Raw genomic sequence first — 21,504 nt, 5'->3', positions numbered from 1 at the left:
CGTATCTGAAAGATCGCGACGCGCTTTAGCGAAAGCGACCGATGCCAATCTCCTCCGGCCTTCGGGAGGAGACTGGCGGCGGCCGTTACGGCCATCGAAGCTCGGGGGCGACAGCCGGCATGCGCGTTCGATACGCGGAGCTTACTGAACCTTGATGGTCGCCCACATGCCGTTCATGAAATGATCGGGGATGTTGCAGAAAACCGCGTAGAAACCCGGCTTGAGATCGAGCGTCAGCGAACCCGTCTTGCCCGGATCGAGCTCCGAAACCTCGCCGAGATGGCCGGCCGCATCCTCGTCGACGCGGTTCTCGTTCGAAACGTAAGGCAGCGTCGTCTTCTTGGGATCGGCCACCGGCACAACGATCATCTCATGGACGGTACCCTTGGAGGTGTTGGTGACATCGAAGGTCACCTTGCCCGCCGGCACGACCCTCTTGTCGAGCTGGATTTTCATCATGGCCATGCTCATGTTCGCCGGCATGCCCATGCCCATCTTGGCATCGGGTTTCATGTCGCCGTCCTTGTCCCACAATTTGACGTTGATCGTGGTACCCGCGATTGCCGGTGCCGCAACGGCCAGCATGGTCAAGGCCAGTCCAATTCTCAAAGAATGCATGGGGAATGCTCCTAGCCGCCATCTGGCGACCTCAGGTGGCGGATTGCTATGGAATCAGGGTGATCGCAAGCGCTGTGTAGGAAAACAAAGCTGACAGCAAGCTGACGGCAACGGGTGCATTACAGAATCTATCGTTCAAATTGTACGAATCCTGCTTGACCCGATTTCGTACATAAAGTACGATAACCCTTCCTCCGAGGGGACGTCCTTGAACACTGCGAACCATGCCGCTTTTGCCGATCTCTCCCGCCCATTGCTCTCGCCACTGCCGCTCGCCGAGCGTGAGCGGCTGGCCGGCGCCTGGCGCATGGCCAGTCAGGACATTGCCGACGACATCCGCTTCATCCGGCAATATCTGAAGGTGATCGCCGAGAAGGACGAGCGGCTTTCGACCGGCACGCTGGTGCACGGCCGCGCCTATGTCGAGGCCTGCGCCGCCTGGCTGCCGGAAACGGTGGCGCGATATTTGCGGAACCTCAGGCTGATCAGCGAGTGCGAATGCGCGATGACTGCGGCCGGGGTGCGGTTTGCAACGTCGAGCGATGCGTGGTGAGGCGCATTCTTCTCCTTCTTGTGAGGTGCTGGACGGAGTGAGGCGCCGAAAATCGGCACAACGCTCCCATGGCGACGAAAGTCGTCGCCAAGCTGGAACACCCCTTCCGACCTCGCTTCGCTCGGCCCTCCTTCTCCCACAAGGGCTGGAGGGAAGAACCGCAAGCCGCCCGCCGGGTGCAGAGAACTACCCTTTACAACCTTTGGCTCCGTGCCTCGACAAATGCATCGTTTCACACAATTGCCAATTGGTGGACGCCGGCGAGCTGGCGGTAGTTAATTCGTCTCAACGAACGAGGGTAAAGCCGTAATACCAGGGAGGAACTGGTTTGATGGACCACCAAATCGACATCGGCATACAGCCCGACGATCAGCCTTACGAAATCACCTCATTTGCGAGGAAGCACGGCCTGACGATACCCGTCGCGGACGCGGTTCTTTTCGCCAAGGGGCCGTCGCCGTCGCGGGCCGCCTGCGATACGGCAGCGCTGGCCCTCCTCTGCGCGGTCGCCCAATACGCCAGGAAGCAAGGAGCGCGCTAAAGCGCGTCGCGATCTTTCTGATTCGCTCCATGCGCTTTAGGCTTTGATTTTACGCATGTCTTTGTCCCGAAACCGATTCCCACTTTCGGGAGACATGCGCTAAAGTGCGTCGCGATCTTTCAGATTCGCTCCACGCGCTTTAGGTTTTTGATTTTACGCATGTCTTTGTGCCGAAACCGGTTCCCGCTTTCGGGAGACATGCGCTAAAGCGCGTCGCGATCTTTCAGATTCGCTCCATGCGCTTTAGGCTTTGATTTTACGCATGTCGCTCGGAGCCTCTCCCCTCTCCTCTTGCAGGGGAAGGAAAGAGCGCGGGGTTCTCGCGCCCCTTTCGGCTGTTGTCGGGATGGCCGGCGGCGCGAGGGCCGCCTGAAATCAGGCCTTGGCTTTCGGTTTGGCCGCCTTGGCGGGTTTGGCTGCCTTGGCGGGCTTTTCAGCCTTCGCCGCCTTTGGCTTGGCGGCCTTGGCGGCGGCCGCCTTCTTCGGCGCGGCCTTGGCTTTCGGCTTTGCAGCGCCGTCGATCTCGGCGGTCGCCTGGTCCCAGTGCTCCATATGCGCGCCCTCCGGCCGGCCTGCCTGTTCCCAGATCTCATGCGCCCGCCGGCGAATGCGTTCGTGCCTGTCGTCCGTCACTGTCGCCTCCATTTGGTTGGGGCCGTTCCCCGACGGAAACATTAGCCGAATTTTTCGATGGCGTCTTGCGCATCGACGCAAGGGGCCCAGACGTCGGCAGCGATTTTCTTCAGTGCACGTCGGAGACGACGGCGACGCCGAGATGTGCTGCCTTTTTTGTGATCAATCCGGCCAGATCGGCATCAGAGCGCTCGGTTCCCGTGCGCTCGCGCAAGATGGCGATCGCATCCTTCATCGACAGCAGGCCCGTGCAATGTTCGGCGAGAAGCTTGTCGACGTTCTTGGCGATGTCAGGTGATTCGACATGGGGATGGTGCATGGCTGCGACTCCTTTCTAGGAGCCGGTATCCCCCCGCCGGGCATGGCGGGAGGATCGGGGCTCGTAAGCACAAAGGTTTACTCGATAACCTGTACCACTCTGCGTGTGCCAGGGTCGACAAGAACCGTGTGGTCGTTGACGACAGTATACCTGTACTGAACGTCCGGCACCGTCTGCAATTCGACCGTATCCGGCACCGTCGAGCCTATGCCGAGCTCAAGGCCCAGAACGTTGACAGAGGCAACCGGGTGCTTGTGGACATATTCCTTGACGACGGTCTGCTGCTCAGGGGTGACGATCACCTCGTCCGCAGCCGCAACGCCGATACCGGCCATCAGAGCCAGGCCGGCGACAGCAGGAATGAGGGTGGTTTTCATCATAAGTCTCCTGTTGCGTTGGCGAGCTCCGCACTGCCTCCGCCAGAGCGGAAACAGCGGCAGATCGAACATGGGAGCTCGTGGAGCAAACGCCCGCGGGAGGCTCTTGTTCCGCCGGCGGCGGCCAATGGTTTTCTTCTCCTGCTTGCCGGCAGGGAACCGTCGCGGCGGCTTCGCATTGTTTGCGTTGAGCAATTCCAGATGCCGAGGGCCGCCGCCATGAGCAAGCCTACCGTCACAAGCGACATGCCGTTCCGCGCCCCGGTGGCGATCGCCGTGGGCGCGGGATTCAAGCGCGAGATCGCCTCGTTGGCGGCAATGCAGAATTTCCTCAAGGAATGGCCGCAGGCGGCGCGCGGCGACTGCTATGTCGCGGCGGTGCAGGCCTGCGAGGCGGCTTGGACCGGAGAGAGGAAACTCAAGGAAGCACGACAGGCTTTCCTCTGCTTCGCGGAGAAGGCAGGCATTCTGTGGACCGGCGTCGATCCGGTGACGGCGCTGCGCGAAGCCAAGATCAGGCGCGGCAAAACCAGGCGTGGAATCGCACCGCGGCAGCGCGCAAACCAACCGAGGCAATAGGAAGAAAAAGCCCCCCGCGCGGAGGGCTATGGCGCGCCAGCGACGCCGCACACTGCCGCCCATTTCCGGACGGCAGCTGGTCGACATCGGATGGCGGGAAAGGCTTACTGTCAGTTAGGCGACGATTCGCCCAACACCTCGGTGACGAAGGATGCGGCGATCAGGTCGTCCGCATCGATGCGTAGGGAGCCCTCGCTGCCCCCCATGATGGCCGCGACCTTCTGAAAGGTCTTCATCTCGTGTTCGGTGATCCGGGCGTCTCGCATTCTGGCTTTCAGATCGGCGACACGCATCCCGAGCGAACGGGACGTTCCGATTTCTCGTTTCGACATATTGGTCAGTCCTCCTCCCCCAGCCCGTGCCTGCTGTGCCTGTTTGCCGCCGCCCGAATCCGCATTCTGCCGCTGGCTTATGTTGCTTATGAGGCAACGCGGACCCAGAGGCGGCAACGCGCACCCGGACGGAAGGTTCCGTTAGCATATCGTAACAAATTAATAATTGGTTATGACCCGCCGACCGCGATGCGGGCGACGGGTCACCTCCGTTTGCCGGCCGACACTAGCGGCCTTTTTACTGAAGCACCTCGACGATCTTGCGGGTGCCGGGGTCGACGACCACGGTCTGGTTATCGACGACGACATAGCGGTATTTGACGTTCGGCACTTCGTGCAGCTCGACCGTGTCTGGAAGGGTGCTGCCGACACTGAGCTTCACGCCGGGAACCTGTATCGAGGCAAGCGGCTGCTTGTGCACATATTCCTTGATGACGGTTTCCTGCTCGGGCTCGATGACAACGTCCTGCGCGGCTACGGCGCCTGCGCCGGCCAGAAGCAAAAAACCCGCGGCGGCTGTTGCGAGATGAATCTTCATGGTCGTCTCCTTTTGTGGATCAAGTCGCCTCCTTCGCTGCGCCTGCGATTCCACAGCCGGTCGGCACTGGCCAAACGCCAGCGGCCGAACCTTGTTCCGGCAAATTGTCGCCGGCGCTCTCACAAAACGTCATCGCGGCTTTGCAAAACATTTCGGAACAATGCTTTTCAGCCCGGGTTATCCGAATGAAGGGACCAATTTTCCGACCTTTCCGAGGAGGAATCCGATGAAACACCTGTTGATCACGAGCATGCTCGCGCTCGGCGTTTCTTGCGGCGCCGCGATGGCGCAGACCGAATCCACACAGCCAAGCGGCGACAACAACTGCGTCGCCGGCCAGGCCGACTGCCAAAAGGGCGGCAAGGCTGGCGAGCAGGCCCAGGGCAAGATGAAATCTCAGACTGAGCAGAAAGCCCAGGGCGGCACCAAGATGCAGACCCAGCAGAATGCTCAGGGCCAGGCCGGCACCAGCACCGACCAGCAGGCCCAGGGCAAGACCAAGATGAAAACCACCGAGCAGGCCCAGGGTCAGGCTGGTACGAAGACCGAGGAGCAGGCTCAGGGTACGGCCAAGTGCAAGACCGGCGAGACCAACTGCCCGAAGACGAATGAACAGGCCCAGGGCAAGGCCAAGATGAAAACCACCGAGCAGAACGCGCAGGGCAAGACTGGTACCAGCACTGAGCAGAATGCCCAGGGCACCACCAAGATGCAGACCCAGCAGAACGCCCAGGGCAAGACCGGTACCAGCACTGAGCAGAATGCCCAGGGCACTACCAAGATGCAGACCCAGCAGAATGCCCAGGGCAAGACCGGCACAACCACCGAGCAAAACGCTCAAGGCACCAACGTGCAGACCGACCAGAACAAGACGGCCTCGATCAGCAATGTGACGGTCGAGCAGAAGACGCAGATCACGCAGATCATCCACGAGACCCACGTCCAGCCGGTCGCGAGCGTCGACTTCGACATCTCGGTCGGCGTCAAGATCCCGCGGCATAAGATCCGCCTGCATCGAGTGCCTGCCCGCATCGTCAAGATCGTCCCGGCCTATGAATCCTACGAGTATTTCGTGCTGGCCGACGGACGCATCGTCATCGTCGATCCGGACTCCCTCGAGATCGTGGCGGTCCTGGAAGCCTGATCCGAACGGCATTGCCTACAGGAGGAGGCCCGCCGCGCCGCAAGGCCCGGCGGGTCGTTTTTTTCCGGTGTCGGCACGCTGTCGAAGTGACGCAGCCTGCCGAACGCGGTGCCATCGATTCCGGTGAGAGATCGGGTAGGCCAGAAAGCCGGGGAACCCGGACAGCCCGGCCTGCTTGTCGTGATGACACAGGACTTCGCAAGCCGGGCCGCGTCCGGCAGTAAATGCCGGGCACAAAGAATTTGCATCTATTAACTCGGACGCGCAACTCACGGTATGCGAGGGGCTGAAACTGGTTCGCCTTACAACAATCCACGCATTTCCATCGACAGGCTTCCAGAAACAAGCTAACCGGCCGCGCCGCCTTCGCAGGAAAGCAGCGGGCCGGCCCTCCCGCCGATGAAGGGACATTCTCGGCGGTCGTGCGGGATGGCTGCGGCCCTAGCCGATCAGGATTCCGGCAGCCGCAAAGACGATGCAAAAGCCGAAAACAGGCGCGAGAAGCCACCGCGCCTCATAGACGCTGCGGTCCATCAGTTTCTCCTAATTAACGTGGTGAAAGGGAACGGATCGGCCTCGGCTTGGTTCCTCAGTCAGAGGTCCCGGACCACAGGTCGTGACGGCAGCGGCCCTAAGGCCTATGGCACCGAGGCTGCCTGAAGTCTTGCGATCCCGCCGGAAAAGGTGCAAGGGTCGAGACGGGTAGAGAAATGGGCGAGATCGCCGGAGCCGGAAATGGTTGCGGCGCTCGATTGGGCAAATGTATTTTCCGCAGTTCCTTGTGGGAATGACGGCAACGCTCCTGGTGGTCCTGGGCTGGACCTACGCGTCCACGGGATCGGTCTGGGCGTCGCTGGGCTGGACATTCCTGGCGGGCGTGGTGCTGCAGGCAGGCTACTTCGTGGCCGTGCTGTGGCTCGTGAACGCCGAAAGCCGGGTGACGGACGAGAGCAAGGCGACCGGCGCCGGCCTACCCGCCAAGCTGCCCGGCCCGTTCGAGCGCGACGGCATCATCCACGCGCTGATTTCGCGGCTGTTCCCGAGGCTGCTGCCCTAGCAATTCAGCCCTTTGGAAGCGCCTTCCGACTTCCCCTGGACGTGTCTTCACGTCGAAGCGGCTGCGCCAAAAACCGATGTAAGACTAGAGCATGTCTCCCGAAAGTGGGAACCGGTTTCCGGATAAAGACATGCATAAAATCAAAAACCTAAAGCGCATGGAGCGAACCTGAAAGATCGCGACGCGCTTTAGGTGTCCGCCATCTGGCAATATGGCGGACACCCATCACCTTCCCAACCGGCGATGAAAGGGGTTCCCATCGACGGCATGTCCTAATTGAACGGCACAGGACTATGTTTCACTGTTTGGACCAATGCCTGCCGGAATCGAACCTCAGTCGCAAAGCTAACGCGACCCTGCTCCAAACCATCGGACGAATGCCGCATCCTTTCCGCTGATCTCGCGCACCGCTTTCAACAGTGCTTCGTGCAAGGTCTGCATTGATCGGTAATGCTCGCACTGCGGCGATATCAGCGGCCCGACAATACTATCGTGCAGCGCTGCCGCCGCTCTCATGAACTGCTGCAGTTCCCCCTCCGAGAGCTGCTTGGGCTTGCTGCGCCTGACCATCGCTACCTTCCACCAAAATCGTCGCAGGAATATATTCCTTGATACCGACGGAAGATTCCAGCGACCGTTGGTTGCTTTCTGGGTTGTGATCCGAGGCGGCCCGCGCAATTGCACCCAAAAGTAGTCAAGCCGCCGGCTTGCTGACCGGAGCCGTTGCTGCATATATCGGCATATAACCATTGCCAACGGCAACACGCGATGGACGATCCGAAACCAACAAGCAAGAAACAGCGCCGGCTGTCGGCCTTCGAACTCGATTCCGTGCGGGAAGCTTTCCGGCGGTCGGTCCGCGAGAACAACGTTACGGAAGCCAACTGGGCCGAACACGCCAAGACGTTCATCGAGAACATGATCGGCAAGCACGACGCCATCAAGCAGCGCTGATTACGCGGCTCGGGAGCGGCCCGGCGCCCTCATCAGTTTCGGGGAGTGAGAGCTACCGGGCCTAACCGGCGGGGACCGCTTACGGGGACTTCGCTACTTGGGCACACCGGCTAGCGAAGAAATATACGCTTCCACTAATGTAATCGGAACGCATCCATAAGGACGAAGGCGGGAGTAGCTCGCCATGCCGGAACAGCTCGGCGGGGCCGATCGCCACGACCGGCTCGGCCCCTGACACTCTCTCGCCGCTGCGCAAAGGCAGTTCTTCAGTCGAAGCTGCAAGTTACCGCAGTCCCGTTTTAAGTCGGCTTTAATACGTTTGGGTGCGAGATTGGCGGAAGCGCTCCCAACCTCTCGCGCAATTGGCGCTCGCGGGCAGGACTGGCCTCATCAGACCAGCGTTTATATGAAACGGTTGAAGGACGTTAGTGTCGGGACCAAGCTCTCGCTGGGCTTTGGACTGGCATTGCTGTGCATCGTCGGCTTAGGAGTATTTGGGGTCGAGCAACTGCGATCGCTCAACAAGGTCACGAGCGAGATCACCGGCGTTTGGTTGCCGCAGGTCCAGATCGTGGAGGAGATGAAGCGCAACCTCGCGGAACACCAGCTCTATGCAACGCTGCGCATGCGCAGCGCCGATATTCGGCAGTCGCCGGGTATCGATGACGAGATGGCAAAGGCGAGCGAAGAAATACTTCGAGATCGGCGCGCCTACCGCAGGAGTGCCGGATCGCCGGCCGAGCAGGACCTGTTCGATCAGTTCGTCTATCTGTGGACGGCCTATGAGGACTCCCTGACAACGATTTTCCCGCTGCTCGAAACAGGGGAACAAGCGAAGGCCGTCAAAGAATTCGAGACGGTGTCGCTGCCGACCGTGGCGGAGGCGGCTCAGCGGCTGGACGGACTGCTGGCCCTCACCAATCAGCGCAGCATGTCCGCCGCAGCCATGGCGGATCGTACCTATACCGTCGCGCAGCGGCTGGCCTGGGCCGCGATCGTCTTTGCCGCCGCGTGCCTCGGCATGCTTGTCGCCTGGATCCGACACAATGTCAGCAAGCCGATCCTCACCGTGAGCGAGGCGATGCATCGGTTGACGCTGGGTGACCGCCGCTCAACCCTCGTCGCACTGAAAAGAGAGCGGCGCGACGAGGTTGGGCTCTTGTTCTCGGCCTTTGCCGGCTACCGTGCCAGCCTGGAGCGCAGTGACGCCTTGGTCCGCGAGGCGGAGCTGGAACGGCAGCATCTGGCCGCCGCCGCGGCGAACATGCCCGTCGGCCTGTGCATGTTCGATGCCGAGCGACGGCTGGTTTTCTGCAACCAGGCCTACGCCGACCTTTACCGCCTGCCAGAGACGCTGACCCGCCCGGGGTCGCCGTGGGTCGATCTGATGCGGTTCCGGATCGCCGCGGGGCTTTATGTAGGCCAGGACCCGGACAGGTATCTGGAAGAGCTCTCGGCGACCATCGACCGCGCCGAACGTGTGGTGAGCCTGGTGGAGCTCAGGGACGGACGCACCATCGACCTCATTCATCAGCCGCTGCCAGGCGGCGGGTGGCTCGCCACGCATCACGACGTGACCGACTTGCGGCGCAGCGAAGCTCGCATCTCCCACATGGCGCGCCATGACGGGCTTACGGATCTTCCAAACCGCATATTGTTCCGCGAACGTGCCGAGGAAGCCTTGGCCGAGATGGAACGCAGAGATGGCAAAGCCGCCTTCCTTTGCCTCGATCTCGATCATTTCAAGATGGTCAACGACACGCTCGGACATCCGATCGGCGATGCCTTGCTGAAGGAGGTTGCCTCCAGGCTGAGGCAGGTCGTGGGTGAAGACGACACGGTGGCCAGGCTCGGCGGCGACGAGTTCGTGATCATTCAAAGGGAGGCTGGTCAGCCGGTCGAGGCCACGGCGCTTGCGCAACGGGTCATCGATGCGCTGAGCGCGCCTTACGTCGTCGATGGTCATGGGGTTGTGATCAGCGCCAGCGTCGGCATCTCGATTGCGCCGAACGATAGCAGGAACGCCGACCAGCTGCTCAAGAACGGCGACATGGCGCTCTATCGGGCAAAGGCGGAAGGACGCGGGACGTACAGGTTCTTCGAGCCGGAAATGGATGCCCGCATGCAGGCGCGGCGGTTTCTCGAACTCGATCTGCGCGAGGCGCTGGTCCGAGGGCAATTCGAGATCTACTACCAGCCGCTCCTCAATCTCGGCCGCGGCGAGGTCAGCTGCTTCGAGGCGCTGCTGCGCTGGCATCACCCGACGCGCGGCATCGTCTCCCCGGCCGAGTTCATTGCCCTGGCCGAGGAGATCGGCCTGATCGTCCCGATCGGCGAATGGGTGATCAAGCAGGCCTGTCTCGACGCGGCACGCTGGCCCGATGGCATCAAGGTTGCCGTCAATCTGTCGCCGACGCAGTTTCGCAGCTCGCGCTTGCTCTCGACGATCGTCGAGGCATTGGATGTCTCGGGGCTGCCCCCGAGCCAACTCGAGCTCGAAATCACCGAGACGGTGCTGCTGGCCAACACCCAGGCGACCCTGGCGATGCTGCAGCATATCCACATGCTGGGCGTGCACATCGCGATGGACGACTTCGGAACCGGATATTCGAGCTTGAGCTATCTGCGCTCGTTCCCGTTCGACAAGATCAAGATCGACCAGTCCTTCGTCAAGGATGCCAATGACGTCGACAGCTCGGTCGCCATCATCCGAGCCGTCACGAGCCTTGGCAGCAGCCTCGGAATGCAGACCACAGCCGAGGGGATCGAGACAGCCGAGCAGCTCGAGCGGGTACGAACGGAAGGCTGCACCGAGGCACAGGGCTTCCTGCTCAGTCGGCCGCTGCCTGCCCGGGACATCCCCGCAATGCTGGAGCGGGTGCGTGCCGTCGTGGCCGGCGACCTCATCAGGCCTGCACCCGAAATGACAGCAGGCCGACGCCGCAGGAATGCAGCCGCCCGCGTTTAAAGCGCGTCGCGTTGAAACGCCTCAGCAGACCATACCCATCGCCTCACTGTTGGACGGACATCGAAACGCCGCGCGAACTTTCCGCGCGGCGCTCGCTCTGCTCCGGTCAGTGCGCAGCGGCCGGCGTGGCCGAACGCACCGTTTCCGGCGACGAGAAGACCACCAAGGCGAAGACCAGCACCGCGGCGGCAATGATCAGCGAGCCGATCGCCACGACCGGCTCGATCTGCGGATGGCCGCCCGCCAGCATCCAGTAGAGCGCCGGCAGCATGATGACAAGGCCGACAGTGTAGAGGCCGTAATGGATCATGGCGACGCGACGCTCCGCCTTCGCGGGATTGAGCGCGTAATAACCGCCGAAGATCGCGCTGGTGACCCAGCCGAGAAGGTTGATGTGGGCATGCGCCGGGAAGGCGCCGTGATCGCCCGAGATCGCCATCTGCAGCCCGGCCGCTATGCCGAGGATGAGAAACACGATGGCCGTCTTGAAGAAAAGCTCCGAAACCCGCGGCATTTGTTATCCTCCCAATGCCCTGTGACTCCCTCACCCGCCAAGTCTACACGCCGCAAGGCATATTAGCCACAAGGCATTGAGGGCGAAGGCGGATTTGGTGTGGATTAGCCATTCAACGCCGGCGGGACAGCGCCCCTTCTTTCCTGCCGGACATCTGCGCCACGGGGGGAGATTGGCAGTTGCGGCGCCGCTTTCCTCCTACAGCGTTGGAGATTGGCGAAAGCCTGCGCGCATCTGATCTCCCCCCAAGTGGGGGAGATGTCCGGCAGGATAGAGGGGGGCGCCGTAGAGTAGAAACGTTAGCGATACAACCTCGGTCCCGCAGTTCAAGCATGCCGCATACACCACCGCCACCAAGACATCGCGCCAATGCGAAATCGATGCGCAGGGTTATGACTGACGCAGAGCTGAAGCTCTGGAACGTACTCCGCGCGCACCGGCTGATGGCCTGGGGTTCCGAAGGCCGTTTCCGATCGCAGGCTACATTGTCGATTTCGCCTGTCCAGAGAAGAGGCTGATCGTGGAGGTGGAAGGGTCGCAACACGGCGACGCCGGTGGTGCAAACGCTGATGAGGTTAGGACCAAGCGCTTGGAACAGGACGGCTGGATCGTCTTGCGCTTCTGGAACGACGACGTCCTTTGTGACATCGACAATGTCTGCCAGCACATTGCCATTTCGGCGGGATTGGCTGGGCCGACCTGAGACGCCGGCGGGACAGCGCCCCCTCTGTCCTGCCGATCTCTCCCACAAGGGAGGAGATCGGACGGCGCGCCGGCGTTCGCCAATCGCCAACAACAAAATGCCGCCGGGCGCGGCCCGGCGGCATGGCAGTCTACCCTTTGGCAGGTTCGGCGCTGTCGCCTTACGGCGTGGCGGCGGCTGCCTGGTCGATCTTGTCGGCCAGCACGCCCTTGGCCCAGTCGGTGACTTCGGCGTCGACCGGCTTGTTGGCCATGTCCTGGAGAGCGGCGTCGAGCGAGGCGTCGTCCGGGGCGGGTGTATTGGTAGCCGCGGTCTGGGCATCGGTGAGCGCGGTGTTGGCATCATTCAGCGCGGCGGTCGCGTCATCGATCTGCGCCTGTAAGGCATCGATCTCTGCTTGCGTTGCAGGCGGATTCGCCTGCTGCAGCGCGGTCATCTGGTCATTGAGCGCGTCGAGCGCGGCCTGGGCGTCGGCCACGGCCTGCTCCGCCGCCGTTACGGCGGCCTGCGCCTTCTGGGCCGCAGCCGCCTGCGTCACATAGGCCTGGATGGCCGCGAACTTCGGGCTCTTGGAGTTCATGTAGGCGTTGATGTTGCGCTGCAGGGAGTTCAGCCGGCCGAGCTTGGCATGCAAGTTCTTTTCCTTCGGCGTCGCGGCGGTGGTCGTGTCGTCCGTAGTCTCGTCGGTCGTATCGTCCTGCGACTTCGCCAGTTGACCCGGCGCCGATGCCTTGCCATGCGAGGCGCCGCTGTTGCCCTTGCCGCCGCCGTTGCCGCCACCATTGCCACCGCCGTGGTCGCCGCTATTGCCGTGGCCGCCGCCATTGCCGCCGCCGTTGCCGCCGGCGCCGGCGAGCGCTGGAGCAGTCGCGAGTGCCAGGACGGCAAGTGAAGCCAGAAGTGTCTTTCGGATCGTCATCATGTTTCTCCGCAGGTGAATCGCCACCACTGCCCAACCGCTAGGCCGCTTCATATGAGAATTCCCTAATGGCTTGGAGTAACTTTTAAGCAAAAACCGTTTCGGCAAGGGAGCAAGCCCCTCATACCGTCCCGGCATTGGCCGCGCACCTATATTAACCCACTGAAATGATTATATAAATAAATGGTCTCGGCCTGACTCCGCCCTCTGGAACAATGAAGGCCCATGCCCCGTCGGACCATAGGCCCAACGCTATGCGGCCAGCGTCTGCCGAAGGGTTCCATGCCCTTGTTTATGCATGTGATTTTCGCACCAACGCGGCACAATTTCGGGCGCCACGCAAGGGCACTGTAAAAACGATCCGCCAGTGCCCTTCAACGGTCGGACACCGATCGCATCCCAGACGAACACCATTATATACTTGCATATATCTTGGCATGTCTGAAGCGCGTCGCGATCTTCGCTCGGTGCGCTTCAGGTTTTTGATTTTACCCATGTCTTCGTCCCGAAACCGGTTCCCACTTTCGGGAGACATGCCTTAGCTGTTGACCAGCGGCACGGTGACGGTCGTCGAGTAATTGATCGCGTAATCGCTGAAATAGGGGAAGTTGATGACGAAGGCGTAGCTGGCGCTGACATGCGCCATCTTGAAGCCGCCGCTTGGCGGGTCGGTGGTGATCGTGACCGTCACGTTCTGCAGGCCGAGACCCTGCAGTTTCTGCGTGGCGATCGTCTGGATCTGAGCCTGGGTCAGCGTCTTGTCGAGCTGCAGCGAGCGGGCGGAGGCTTCCAGCGCGTAGCGCACGCTGGACTCGTTGTTCATCGACCAGCCGAAAGCGAAGATGCCGAACAAGAGCATGATCAGGAAAGGCACGATCAGCGCGAATTCGATCGCGGCTCCGCCGGAGGTATTGCCGGCAAACGCCTTCGCTCTCCATCTAGCGGACACGGATCACCTGCTGGTGATCGAGTGCGGTATTCTTTGGGAAGGGGCCGAAGGTGAAAGGCGGAACCCAGGTGCCCGACGCGGCGATCTGGACGAACACCGAAGGCACCTTCGGCCCTGCGCAGATGGTCGTCGACGTGACCACGGTCGTTCCGCACTTGTAGGTGCGGGTCACAGCGACCGCCGCGTCGTCCGGCTTCTTTTCCCAGCTCGCAAGAGCAGCCGCCTGGACGGCAGTATCGTCGCTCGCTCCGGCCAGCAGCAGGTTTGCCGCCGTCTTCACGCCCGCCCGCATCGCCATCGAGCTGGTGGTATAGGACCAGCCATCGGCGACGCCGAAGAGCGCAGCGCACAGCACCGGCAGCACCAGCGCGAATTCCACCGCGGCAGCGCCGGAGCGGTTCTCGCGGAAGCGGGTTGCCAGCGTCCCCATGCGGCTACTCGACGATCGCAATCGACGGGGCCGCCGGTATATCCTTCATCCCGAGGCTCGAGCAGTCCTGGTTGATGGTCGAACTGCCCGACCACTGGATGGTGTCGGCGACGACCTGGGTGCAGCCGTTCTTGCCCGAGAAATTGCCGAGATAGTCGACCTCCTGCCTGGGGAAGTAGATCGCGCCGGTCAGAAGCGAGTCCGCGGTGCCGTTGAAGTTGCTTTTTGCGCTGGCGCCATTCCTGTCACCATAAAACAGCACCCCGGAATAGATGCCCGAGGTCGGTGCGCTGAGCGTCACAGTGGCGTTGCCGTTCATGCTGACGGTGTTGCTGCCGGACATGAAGATGGTGACACCGGTGCAGGGTGTGGCGCAGGTGATGACCGCGCCGGCGTTGATCTTCAAAGGGCCCTGCACGACATACGTACCGGAAGAAAGCGCGACGTTGCCGTTGAGGTTCATGCCGCTGCAGTAGGTGCCGGCCTGGAGCGTTTGCGTCGTCTTGTTGCCGTTGACATTCCTGCACGGGCTGGTGGCCGCCGGCGTCGGCAGGCTGGAGAACGGATCGGACGTAGGCAAGGCCTGGGTGATCGGGCTCTTGCAGACCATGCTCACCGGATTGTTCAGCACGACGCCGCCCGCCGAGATCAGGCAGTCGGTCTGGAGAGACGCCGAGCCCTGCACCTTGATGGCATCGCTGGCGATCGAATTGGCCATGGTGACGCAGCCGTTCTGCTTGACGGTGGTGCTGCCGGAATAGAGCACCGCCTGCGAGGCCGACTGACTAAGCGCGACGTTGCAGGCCTTGGAGGCGTCGGTGATGAGCGCCACCGCCCTCGCCTGTTCCGGCACCTTGCTCTGGGTGAAGATAGAGGTGAACACCCGGTCCAGGTTCTGGTTCAGAATCACCTCGACCGCCTTCTTGGCCGTGTTTGGCCCCGAAGTGGGCGGCGTATGGACGACGATGGTGCCGGTGCCCAGCCCGTTGTCGGTTGCCGACTGCGTGGCGGCCGTGGTGATCGTCGCCGTGTCGGATCCCTGGATCTTCTCCAGCGCGCCGGCATAGGCGGCGGCGTCGGCCGTCGCCTGCAGCTTCAGGCTCGAATAGTACCAATAGGAGGTCTCGACGCCGAGCCCCGCTCCGCCGACGACGACCGGCAGGGTGAGCGCGAAGATGGTCGCGACGTTGCCGCCCTCGCCGCTTCGCAGGCGACGGAAAGCGAAGTGTCTGAATATCCGACTGAATGAGGCCATGGCCCAGCACGCCCAAGCTATCCCAGCTAACACGTTCAACATCCGTCGATAAACGAATGGCTAATTTTTTCGCTCGACTTGCGCCGGTCAGACCCCTGGAGGCATTTTTCCACACCTTGCGCGCAAGCACTAGGACCTTAGGCCCAATCCATATAGGACCTAAGGCTAAGCGCCGGAAAAACCACTAATTTTAGGACTTTCTGCATTTTAACTTTTTCGGAAATCGCTCGTAGAGACGGCCGTCGTATCTCTCTGTCCCATCTGCGGTGAGGGCGGCTCCGATGATTGGACGGTTCTGGGCTTCGAAGCGTGGCAATTTCGCGCTGACGACCGCGATCGCCATGGTGCCGCTGATGCTTGCCGTGGCCGGCGCTGTCGACCTGGTGGGTACCAGCGACGATGCCGCGCAGCTGCAGAACTCGCTGGACGCGGCCGGCCTTGCGATCGGCACGAAATACCAGGCGGGCATGTCGGCGAACGATGTGCGGCAGCTCGGCCAGACGTTGTTCGCGGCCAATATGAGCGCCGCCGACGCCGGGGAATATTCGGGCAGCGTCGCCGCCTTCCAGGCGACGGCGAGCGGCGATCCGAGCGCCTATTATATTTCGCTGTCGTCCGCCATCAGCCGACCGGCCTTCGTCAGCGGCACGCCGGCCTGGCAGGCGACGCGCTCCGCCTCCATCAAGATCAAGCCCGGGGCGCAGGCCTGCGTGCTGGCGCTCGATCCGCATGTGGGCGCCGCCGTCAGCCTGCAGGGCTCCACCAATGTCGCGATGAAGGGCTGTGTGATCGCCGCCAACTCGGACGCAGCCGACGCCGTCAGCCGGGGCGGCTCGGCGATCGTCAGCGCCGGATGCGTCTCCACTGTCGGCGCGACTTCCGGCATGACCCCACCCAACGCGACCCTTTCCTGCGGCACGCCGCAGGAAAACCAGTACGCGTCCTTCGATCCTCTGGCCAACGTCACCCCGCCCGCCTACGGGCTCTGCCAGCCGATGCCCAACGGCAAGACGATCACGCTTTCGCCAGGCACCTATTGCGACAAGACGTGGTCGGGAAAGATCACGCTCAATCCGGGCATCTACGTCCTGCGCAACGTCACCATAAAACCCGGCGGCAACGGCAGCCTGACGGGCCTGGGCGTGACGATCTTCCTGATGGAAAACTCGCAGCTCTATATCAACGCCAACGAGACGGTGAACCTCTCGCCGACCACCAGCGGCCCCTATGCCGGCATCACCATCTTCCAGGACCACGGCAACACGCAGGCGCTGACGCTGAACGGCGGTTCCGGCTCGGTGGTGAGCGGCTTCATCTACGCTCCCGACGCGGCCATCACCTATGCCGGCAATTCGGACATGAGCTCGCAAGGCAGCTGCCTGCGGCTGGTCGGCAAAACCGTCGATATAACGGGGAACTCGGCAGTGAAGTCGGACTGCGCGGCCGAACTCGGCAACCGCGAAATGTATGCCGGCAGGATGGTCACCCTGGTGAAGTGATCAATGGGAAGACATAGGCGGTTGGCGAAAGCCGTCGCGATGTCTGATCTCCCCCCTTGTGGGGAGATTGGCAGCTCCGGCGTCGCGCCCCTAAAGCGCGTCGCGATCCTTCGGATACGCTCCGTGCGCCTTAGGCCTTTGATTTGCGCATGTCTTTGTCCCAAAACCGGTTCCCACTTCGGGAGACATGCTTTAAGGCTCCGGCACGATATCCGCGCCCGGCTGTTCGTCGAACAACACCGTGCAGCCGCACTCCAGCGCGACCTGGGTCAAGGCGTTCGCAGCGGCTTCGTCCGACGAGACGAAGTCGCCGGTCAGGACGCGCAGTTCCTCGACGGCCTTCGACATCGAGATGAGGCGTCCGGCCGAGCGATCGCTGGCACAGGCGTCGACGACGCAGAGAAGATCGATGAATTCGAAGCTATCCATGGCAGCCTCCGCCCACGGCATCCCTTCGTGGGAGTCAACGGCGTGGCGGGCGGCCAGGTTCCGCTTTGAGTCTTCCCTCAAGAATCCGACGGCGGCCTCCGTGGTGCCAGCTTGAGATCGAAGCGGGGCGGCAGGCATGGCTCGAAGCAGACGCCGCGCACCGATCCAGAGGTCGTCGGATCGACCGGAAGCGGCACGATCATCTGCGCCTCACGGGCGGGCCACAACGGGCTGCCGAAAAGCAGGAAGACGCCGGTGATCAGTGCCGCCAGCAAGAGCGCGGCGCATAGGTTCGCGATCATCTCGCCGAGCTGCATGGGCACCTCCTGGAGGGGAACTGCCCGCCACATCGCAGGAAATGGCGGGCACTCCATTCTTGGCCGCCGATGAAGGGACGTTGTTCGACGGCCTGTGGGGCAATGAATTGCCCGCGCCACTTGTTTCCAGAAATCCGGCCGTTCGGGCCTCTGCGTTGCGAGGTGCGACTTCAGTCCGACCGGCACCATGGGACCGTAGCCCCGGTGCGCAACCAGTTGCCTGGGAACACGTTGACTGGGAGGCTACTCCAGCACCTGCCCGCGCCGGAAGGCGCGGGTTCTTTTTTGCCAGGCTGCAACCGGGCCGGCTCGCAATTACATTAGCAATCACTCATTGAAAGGCGTATGAATCCGGCAGCGGTCGCCGACGATCGCGTCAGGCTCCGCTTGCAATCCTTGGAAATGGGAGGATGCCATGGCCGAAGCTGCAATGAACGTCACCAAACTCGAATCCAAGTCGCACAACAATCCCGACGAGGTCCGCTCGCCCGCCAAGACGCGCGTCGAAATCGTGCGGCTGCCGGGCTTCACGCTCGGGCGGATGAACATGCAGCCGGGCTGGAGGTGGTCCGAATGCGTGAAGCCGGTGGTCAAGACCGAAAGCTGCCAAGTCTCGCATGTCGGCTATGTCGTATCCGGGACGATCACCGTGCGCATGACCGACGGCACGCAAAAGACCTTCGAGGCCGGCACGTCCTACACCATTCCGCCCGGCCATGACGCCTGGGTGGAAGGCAATCAGCCGCTCCAGTGCATCGAGGTGCTCAGCGCAGAACAATACGCCAAGCCGGCATAGGCGCGGCACGTCGGATTCGGGCGGCACTCGAGGCGAAGGCCGGCATAACTCGCTTGGCGCTTGCAGGCCGCGGTGGCGGCACTTCTTCTGGCGGACGGACCGTGGCCGAGCCTACCCGGCTTCGTCCTTATGGATGCATACCGATATCTTAGCAGGAGCGTATATTTCTCATCAGCCGGCGCCGTGTTTCTCTTCCGAGCCCCCGCCGGCTAGGCCCGGCGCATGCTGGCCTACCCCGCCAGAGCGCCGGGCCGCTCCCACGTCATGAACTCCGTCGCCTCTCATCCGGAGTTTACGGCATGGTTGGTGAATTGCAGGACTAGACCGCCGCGGCCGGCGGCATGATCTTGCCGCCAAAGTATCATATCAATGGGTGCAGATTTGCCACACCCGACGATCGTTTAGCGGCTTCTAACATTAATTGATGCGGCCTGTCGGACTGCAGCGGTGATATATGGTTATCACCCACGTCGGCGGGGGCTTTGGGTGAGGCCCGACCTGCAGGTGCGTTTGCGCGATCCTTCCGCGGCATGGCCTGCAAGTCGGGTCTTTTTTGTCCGGCCAAAGGCCGTGCCGGCGCCAAATTCAAAAAACTCGCCGGGCGAGACCCAAGCTCCTCGAGCCTGACGAGCCTGCAATCCGATCAAGCTATGCGACCAGGGCCGGGTCGACCGGCGTAACCTGCGGCGCAAGATCGACGCCAGCGCGCTCATCCTGGAACGGGAAAGAAAGGCGGTCGGCCAGAATCAGGGGAAAACGTCCGGCCAGGGTTTGGATGCAGGGTTGCTAATATTACGATGTGCCTAGCCGACTCGCACCAGTCGGTTAGGCCCGGCGGTCGGTGACCCTACCCACCCCAACGGACTGTCGGGCCGCTAAAGGCATGTCTCCCGAAAGTGGGACCGGTTTCGGGACAAAGACATGCGTAGAATCAAAAACCTAAAGCGCAGGGAGCGAATCTGAAAGATCGCGACGCGCTTTAGAGCGCTGCACCTTTCACGGAAACGGCGAACCTTTCCTGGAATTGCCTAGGGGCGCGCCTCAAGCGCCACGCGCCGCCGAGATTTGCCAGCAAAGCCCACAAGCCGCGGCCAATTTGCAGGACGGGCCATGCTTGCGCGTAGGGACTCTATGCGCCGGCGGACCATCCAAAAGCGTAGCGGAAGTCCCTACCTCTTTCCGCCAGGCACCCTAATTCAAAAGGCCGTGAACAAACTCATATTAGAAGTGACTTCTATTTCGAACATGGGGAGAACAGAAAGGAACCGTCGCCGGGAGCGGCGCGGGGTGCCCAAGGGCGAAGCTTGCCGCCGGCAAACGTTTCGGTTGTGCGATACTGTGCAAGGTTGCAGGTTTCCGCGTGGCGACTTGACATCAGGCGCCTTTTGTTCTCTTTATGTTCGCCTTATCTCCCTTACGATAGACGCTGCTAATGCTGCAACGCCGCACAAATGGGGACGGAGCGCGCGATGCCCGCCACGAACGTCGCTTCAGCCGCCACCATCCTGCATGCCGACCTCGACGCCTTCTACGCCTCGGTCGAGCAGCTGCTCGATCCGTCGCTGCGCGGCAAGCCGATCGCGGTCGGCGGCGGCGTGGTGCTGGCCGCCTCCTATGAGGCGAAGGTTTTTGGCGTGCGCGGCGGCATGCCCGGCCGCAAGGCGCGCGAACTTTGTCCGCAGCTGATCTTCGTCGGCGGCCGCTTCAGCGAATACCAGCGCCTCGGCGACGCCGCGATCAAGGTGCTCGACGATTTCACGCCACTGGTCGAGCGCATCTCGATCGACGAGGCTTTTGCCGATGTGGCCGGCTGCACGCACCTGTTCGGCTCGCCAGAGGAGATTGCCAGAAGAATCCGCAGCCGCGTGAAGGCCGAGCTCGGCCTGCCGATCTCGATCGGCGTGGCGCGGACGAAGCATCTCGCCAAGATCGCCTCGCAGGTGGCGAAGCCCGATGGGCTGGTGGTGGTCGAGCCCGGCACCGAGCTCGCCTTCCTGCACGATCTGCCGGTGTCGCTGATGTGGGGCGTCGGCCCGGCGACCAAGGCCAGGCTCGCCGAGATCGGCGTCGAGACCATCGGCCAACTGGCACGCACCCATAGCGGCGCGCTGGAGCGGCTGATCGGCCACGCCGCCGGCCAGAAGCTTGCCGCCCTTGCCTGGAACCGCGACCCGCGCCGGCTGGAGACGCATCGCCGCGCCCATTCCGCCGGCGCGCAGTCGGCGCTTGGCCGCAAGCCCGCGCTGCCGCGCGTCTTCGTGCCGACGCTCTTGCATCTCGCCGACCGCGTCGCCAGCCGCCTGCGCGCCAAGGACCGGCCGGGCCGCACGGTGACGGTGCGCGTGCGCTTCGCCGACTTGCGCGCGGTCACCCGCTCGGTGACGCTGGAACAGCCGATCCAGGCCACGACGATGCTCGCCGAAATCGCCGAGGAACTGGTGCGCGGCGTGCTCGCCGCCAACCGACACGAGAAGGAGATCTCGCTGCTCGCGATCTCCGTCTCGCATCTCAAGGAACATGCCGAGCTGCAGTTCGAACTGCCGCTCGGGCTGGCCGACGAGAAGCTGAAGCCAGGCAGCCGCCGGGGGCTCGCCCGCTTCGGCGCCGACCGCGCCATCGACAAGATCCGCCAGCGCTTCGGCAAGGCGGCCGTCGGCTACGGCACCGTGGCGCTGGAAGCGGCGCGCTCGGTGCCGGATGAATTCAGGGAACTGGCGGAGAAGGAGTTGTGAGGAGAGCTGGTCCCGCGTCTGGCGTTGCAATGTTGGAGATTGGCGAAGGCTGACGCGACGTCCAATCTCCCCCCTTGTGGAGATGTCCGGTCCATCCTCCGCGGTTGCTGCGGAGGGTGCAACGACCGATCTCCCCCCTTGCGGGGGAGATGTCGCCGAAGGCGACAGAGGGGGTTGCCGCGCGTGGAGTGCCGACGCTTTTCCGCATCAAAGGGGGTTAGCGCTCCATGTGAGACGACCCCCTCTGACCGCTACGCGGCCATCTCCCCCTCAAGGGCATATGCGCTAAGATAGCTTTGGCATGGACTGAAATCTTCGCTTTCGTGGTGGCTCACGCCAACGATGTCG

Annotated in this window: 24 protein-coding genes and 1 pseudogene; 11 read left to right on the top strand and 14 right to left on the bottom strand. The window is 62.4% G+C overall.

Translation table 11 applies throughout. From position 1 onward, the window contains the following. Positions 1 to 141 precede the first annotated feature (141 nt). A complete protein-coding gene (locus P9236_RS16070) occupies positions 142 to 618 on the bottom strand; it encodes a plastocyanin/azurin family copper-binding protein (RefSeq protein ID WP_278075621.1) in 477 nt (158 codons plus the stop codon). Between the two features lie 208 nt (positions 619 to 826). Here P9236_RS16070 and P9236_RS16065 point away from each other — a divergent pair, with 208 nt between their 5' ends. Next, entirely contained in the window at positions 827 to 1,171 is a 345-nt protein-coding gene (locus tag P9236_RS16065) for a hypothetical protein (RefSeq protein ID WP_278075620.1), read from the top strand. 331 nt (positions 1,172 to 1,502) lie between these two features. Then, the gene (locus tag P9236_RS16060; RefSeq protein WP_278075619.1) at positions 1,503 to 1,712 is read left to right on the top strand and encodes a hypothetical protein; all 210 of its coding nucleotides are present in this window, start codon (positions 1,503 to 1,505) and stop codon (positions 1,710 to 1,712) included. Between the two features lie 375 nt (positions 1,713 to 2,087). Here P9236_RS16060 and P9236_RS16055 read toward each other — a convergent pair whose 3' ends face one another. From P9236_RS16055 to P9236_RS16045, 3 genes are all read right to left on the bottom strand, one after another. Further along, positions 2,088 to 2,345, bottom strand: a complete 258-nt coding sequence (locus P9236_RS16055) for a DUF2934 domain-containing protein (protein ID WP_278075618.1) — start codon at positions 2,343 to 2,345, stop codon at positions 2,088 to 2,090. A 109-nt stretch (positions 2,346 to 2,454) separates the two neighbouring features. After that, positions 2,455 to 2,664: a hypothetical protein gene (locus P9236_RS16050; RefSeq protein WP_278075617.1), complete on the bottom strand. Its 210-nt coding sequence runs from the start codon at positions 2,662 to 2,664 to the stop codon at positions 2,455 to 2,457. A 77-nt stretch (positions 2,665 to 2,741) separates the two neighbouring features. Next, positions 2,742 to 3,041 carry a DUF1236 domain-containing protein gene (locus tag P9236_RS16045; RefSeq protein WP_278075616.1) on the bottom strand — a complete coding sequence of 100 codons (300 nt, stop codon included), beginning with the start codon at positions 3,039 to 3,041 and terminating at the stop codon, positions 2,742 to 2,744. A gap of 219 nt (positions 3,042 to 3,260) precedes the next feature. On the opposite strand from P9236_RS16045, the gene P9236_RS16040 reads away from it, so the two are divergent. Next, positions 3,261 to 3,620 (top strand): DUF982 domain-containing protein, encoded by a 360-nt coding sequence (locus tag P9236_RS16040; protein WP_278075615.1) that lies wholly within the window; start codon positions 3,261 to 3,263, stop codon positions 3,618 to 3,620. A gap of 110 nt (positions 3,621 to 3,730) precedes the next feature. On the opposite strand, the gene P9236_RS16035 is transcribed toward P9236_RS16040, so the two are convergent. Together P9236_RS16035 and P9236_RS16030 are read right to left on the bottom strand one after the other, a co-directional pair. Next, positions 3,731 to 3,952 carry a hypothetical protein gene (locus P9236_RS16035; RefSeq protein ID WP_278075614.1) on the bottom strand — a complete coding sequence of 74 codons (222 nt, stop codon included), beginning with the start codon at positions 3,950 to 3,952 and terminating at the stop codon, positions 3,731 to 3,733. Positions 3,953 to 4,190: 238 nt separating this feature from the next. Continuing rightward, the gene (locus tag P9236_RS16030) at positions 4,191 to 4,490 is read right to left on the bottom strand and encodes a DUF1236 domain-containing protein (RefSeq protein ID WP_278075613.1); all 300 of its coding nucleotides are present in this window, start codon (positions 4,488 to 4,490) and stop codon (positions 4,191 to 4,193) included. A 226-nt stretch (positions 4,491 to 4,716) separates the two neighbouring features. On the opposite strand from P9236_RS16030, the gene P9236_RS16025 reads away from it, so the two are divergent. Both P9236_RS16025 and P9236_RS16020 read left to right on the top strand, forming a co-directional pair. Beyond that, a complete protein-coding gene (locus tag P9236_RS16025) occupies positions 4,717 to 5,634 on the top strand; it encodes a DUF1236 domain-containing protein (RefSeq protein WP_278075612.1) in 918 nt (305 codons plus the stop codon). 739 nt (positions 5,635 to 6,373) lie between these two features. Then, positions 6,374 to 6,691 carry a hypothetical protein gene (locus tag P9236_RS16020; RefSeq protein ID WP_278075611.1) on the top strand — a complete coding sequence of 106 codons (318 nt, stop codon included), beginning with the start codon at positions 6,374 to 6,376 and terminating at the stop codon, positions 6,689 to 6,691. Positions 6,692 to 7,036: 345 nt separating this feature from the next. On the opposite strand, the gene P9236_RS16015 is transcribed toward P9236_RS16020, so the two are convergent. After that, positions 7,037 to 7,261, bottom strand: coding sequence for a hypothetical protein (locus P9236_RS16015; protein ID WP_278075610.1), 225 nt, complete (start codon positions 7,259 to 7,261; stop codon positions 7,037 to 7,039). 198 nt (positions 7,262 to 7,459) lie between these two features. Between P9236_RS16015 and P9236_RS16010 the strand changes: the two genes are divergently transcribed. Beyond that, entirely contained in the window at positions 7,460 to 7,645 is a 186-nt protein-coding gene (locus tag P9236_RS16010) for a hypothetical protein (protein WP_278075609.1), read from the top strand. Positions 7,646 to 8,051: 406 nt separating this feature from the next. After that, a complete protein-coding gene (locus P9236_RS16005; RefSeq protein ID WP_278075608.1) occupies positions 8,052 to 10,613 on the top strand; it encodes an EAL domain-containing protein in 2,562 nt (853 codons plus the stop codon). Between the two features lie 106 nt (positions 10,614 to 10,719). Here the strand turns inward: P9236_RS16005 and P9236_RS16000 are convergent, their stop codons facing one another. Then, positions 10,720 to 11,127: a hypothetical protein gene (locus P9236_RS16000; RefSeq protein WP_278075607.1), complete on the bottom strand. Its 408-nt coding sequence runs from the start codon at positions 11,125 to 11,127 to the stop codon at positions 10,720 to 10,722. Positions 11,128 to 11,459: 332 nt separating this feature from the next. Between P9236_RS16000 and P9236_RS15995 the strand changes: the two are divergent. Next, positions 11,460 to 11,830 (top strand): annotated as a pseudogene (locus tag P9236_RS15995) (DUF559 domain-containing protein). Between the two features lie 160 nt (positions 11,831 to 11,990). Here P9236_RS15995 and P9236_RS15990 read toward each other — a convergent pair. The 4 genes from P9236_RS15990 to P9236_RS15975 form a co-directional block, all read right to left on the bottom strand. Beyond that, positions 11,991 to 12,749 carry a hypothetical protein gene (locus P9236_RS15990; RefSeq protein WP_278075606.1) on the bottom strand — a complete coding sequence of 253 codons (759 nt, stop codon included), beginning with the start codon at positions 12,747 to 12,749 and terminating at the stop codon, positions 11,991 to 11,993. A gap of 538 nt (positions 12,750 to 13,287) precedes the next feature. After that, the gene (locus P9236_RS15985) at positions 13,288 to 13,698 is read right to left on the bottom strand and encodes a TadE/TadG family type IV pilus assembly protein (RefSeq protein ID WP_278075605.1); all 411 of its coding nucleotides are present in this window, start codon (positions 13,696 to 13,698) and stop codon (positions 13,288 to 13,290) included. After that, entirely contained in the window at positions 13,688 to 14,128 is a 441-nt protein-coding gene (locus tag P9236_RS15980; protein WP_278075604.1) for a TadE/TadG family type IV pilus assembly protein, read from the bottom strand. Before P9236_RS15980 ends, P9236_RS15985 begins: the two co-directional genes overlap by 11 nt. Positions 14,129 to 14,132: 4 nt before the next feature. Continuing rightward, positions 14,133 to 15,383 carry a pilus assembly protein TadG-related protein gene (locus P9236_RS15975; RefSeq protein ID WP_278075603.1) on the bottom strand — a complete coding sequence of 417 codons (1,251 nt, stop codon included), beginning with the start codon at positions 15,381 to 15,383 and terminating at the stop codon, positions 14,133 to 14,135. A 281-nt stretch (positions 15,384 to 15,664) separates the two neighbouring features. On the opposite strand from P9236_RS15975, the gene P9236_RS15970 reads away from it, so the two are divergent. Beyond that, positions 15,665 to 16,882, top strand: a complete 1,218-nt coding sequence (locus tag P9236_RS15970; protein WP_278075602.1) for a TadE/TadG family type IV pilus assembly protein — start codon at positions 15,665 to 15,667, stop codon at positions 16,880 to 16,882. Between the two features lie 192 nt (positions 16,883 to 17,074). On the opposite strand, the gene P9236_RS15965 is transcribed toward P9236_RS15970, so the two are convergent. After that, complete coding sequence (locus P9236_RS15965) at positions 17,075 to 17,311, bottom strand: hypothetical protein (RefSeq protein WP_278075601.1); 237 nt, start codon at positions 17,309 to 17,311, stop codon at positions 17,075 to 17,077. Positions 17,312 to 17,388: 77 nt separating this feature from the next. Then, a complete protein-coding gene (locus tag P9236_RS15960; protein WP_278075600.1) occupies positions 17,389 to 17,628 on the bottom strand; it encodes a polymerase in 240 nt (79 codons plus the stop codon). A 415-nt stretch (positions 17,629 to 18,043) separates the two neighbouring features. Here P9236_RS15960 and P9236_RS15955 point away from each other — a divergent pair, with 415 nt between their 5' ends. Both P9236_RS15955 and dinB read left to right on the top strand, forming a co-directional pair. After that, positions 18,044 to 18,424 carry a cupin domain-containing protein gene (locus P9236_RS15955; RefSeq protein WP_278075599.1) on the top strand — a complete coding sequence of 127 codons (381 nt, stop codon included), beginning with the start codon at positions 18,044 to 18,046 and terminating at the stop codon, positions 18,422 to 18,424. Between the two features lie 1,469 nt (positions 18,425 to 19,893). Next, on the top strand, positions 19,894 to 21,156 hold the full coding sequence (gene dinB / locus P9236_RS15950; protein WP_278075598.1) for a DNA polymerase IV: 1,263 nt from the start codon (positions 19,894 to 19,896) through the stop codon (positions 21,154 to 21,156). Positions 21,157 to 21,504: the final 348 nt, after the last annotated feature.

The sequence above is a fragment of the Mesorhizobium sp. WSM4884 genome (genome assembly GCF_029625675.1).
GTDB lineage: Bacteria > Pseudomonadota > Alphaproteobacteria > Rhizobiales > Rhizobiaceae > Mesorhizobium.
This window is presented reverse-complemented; position numbering and strand designations above follow the sequence as displayed.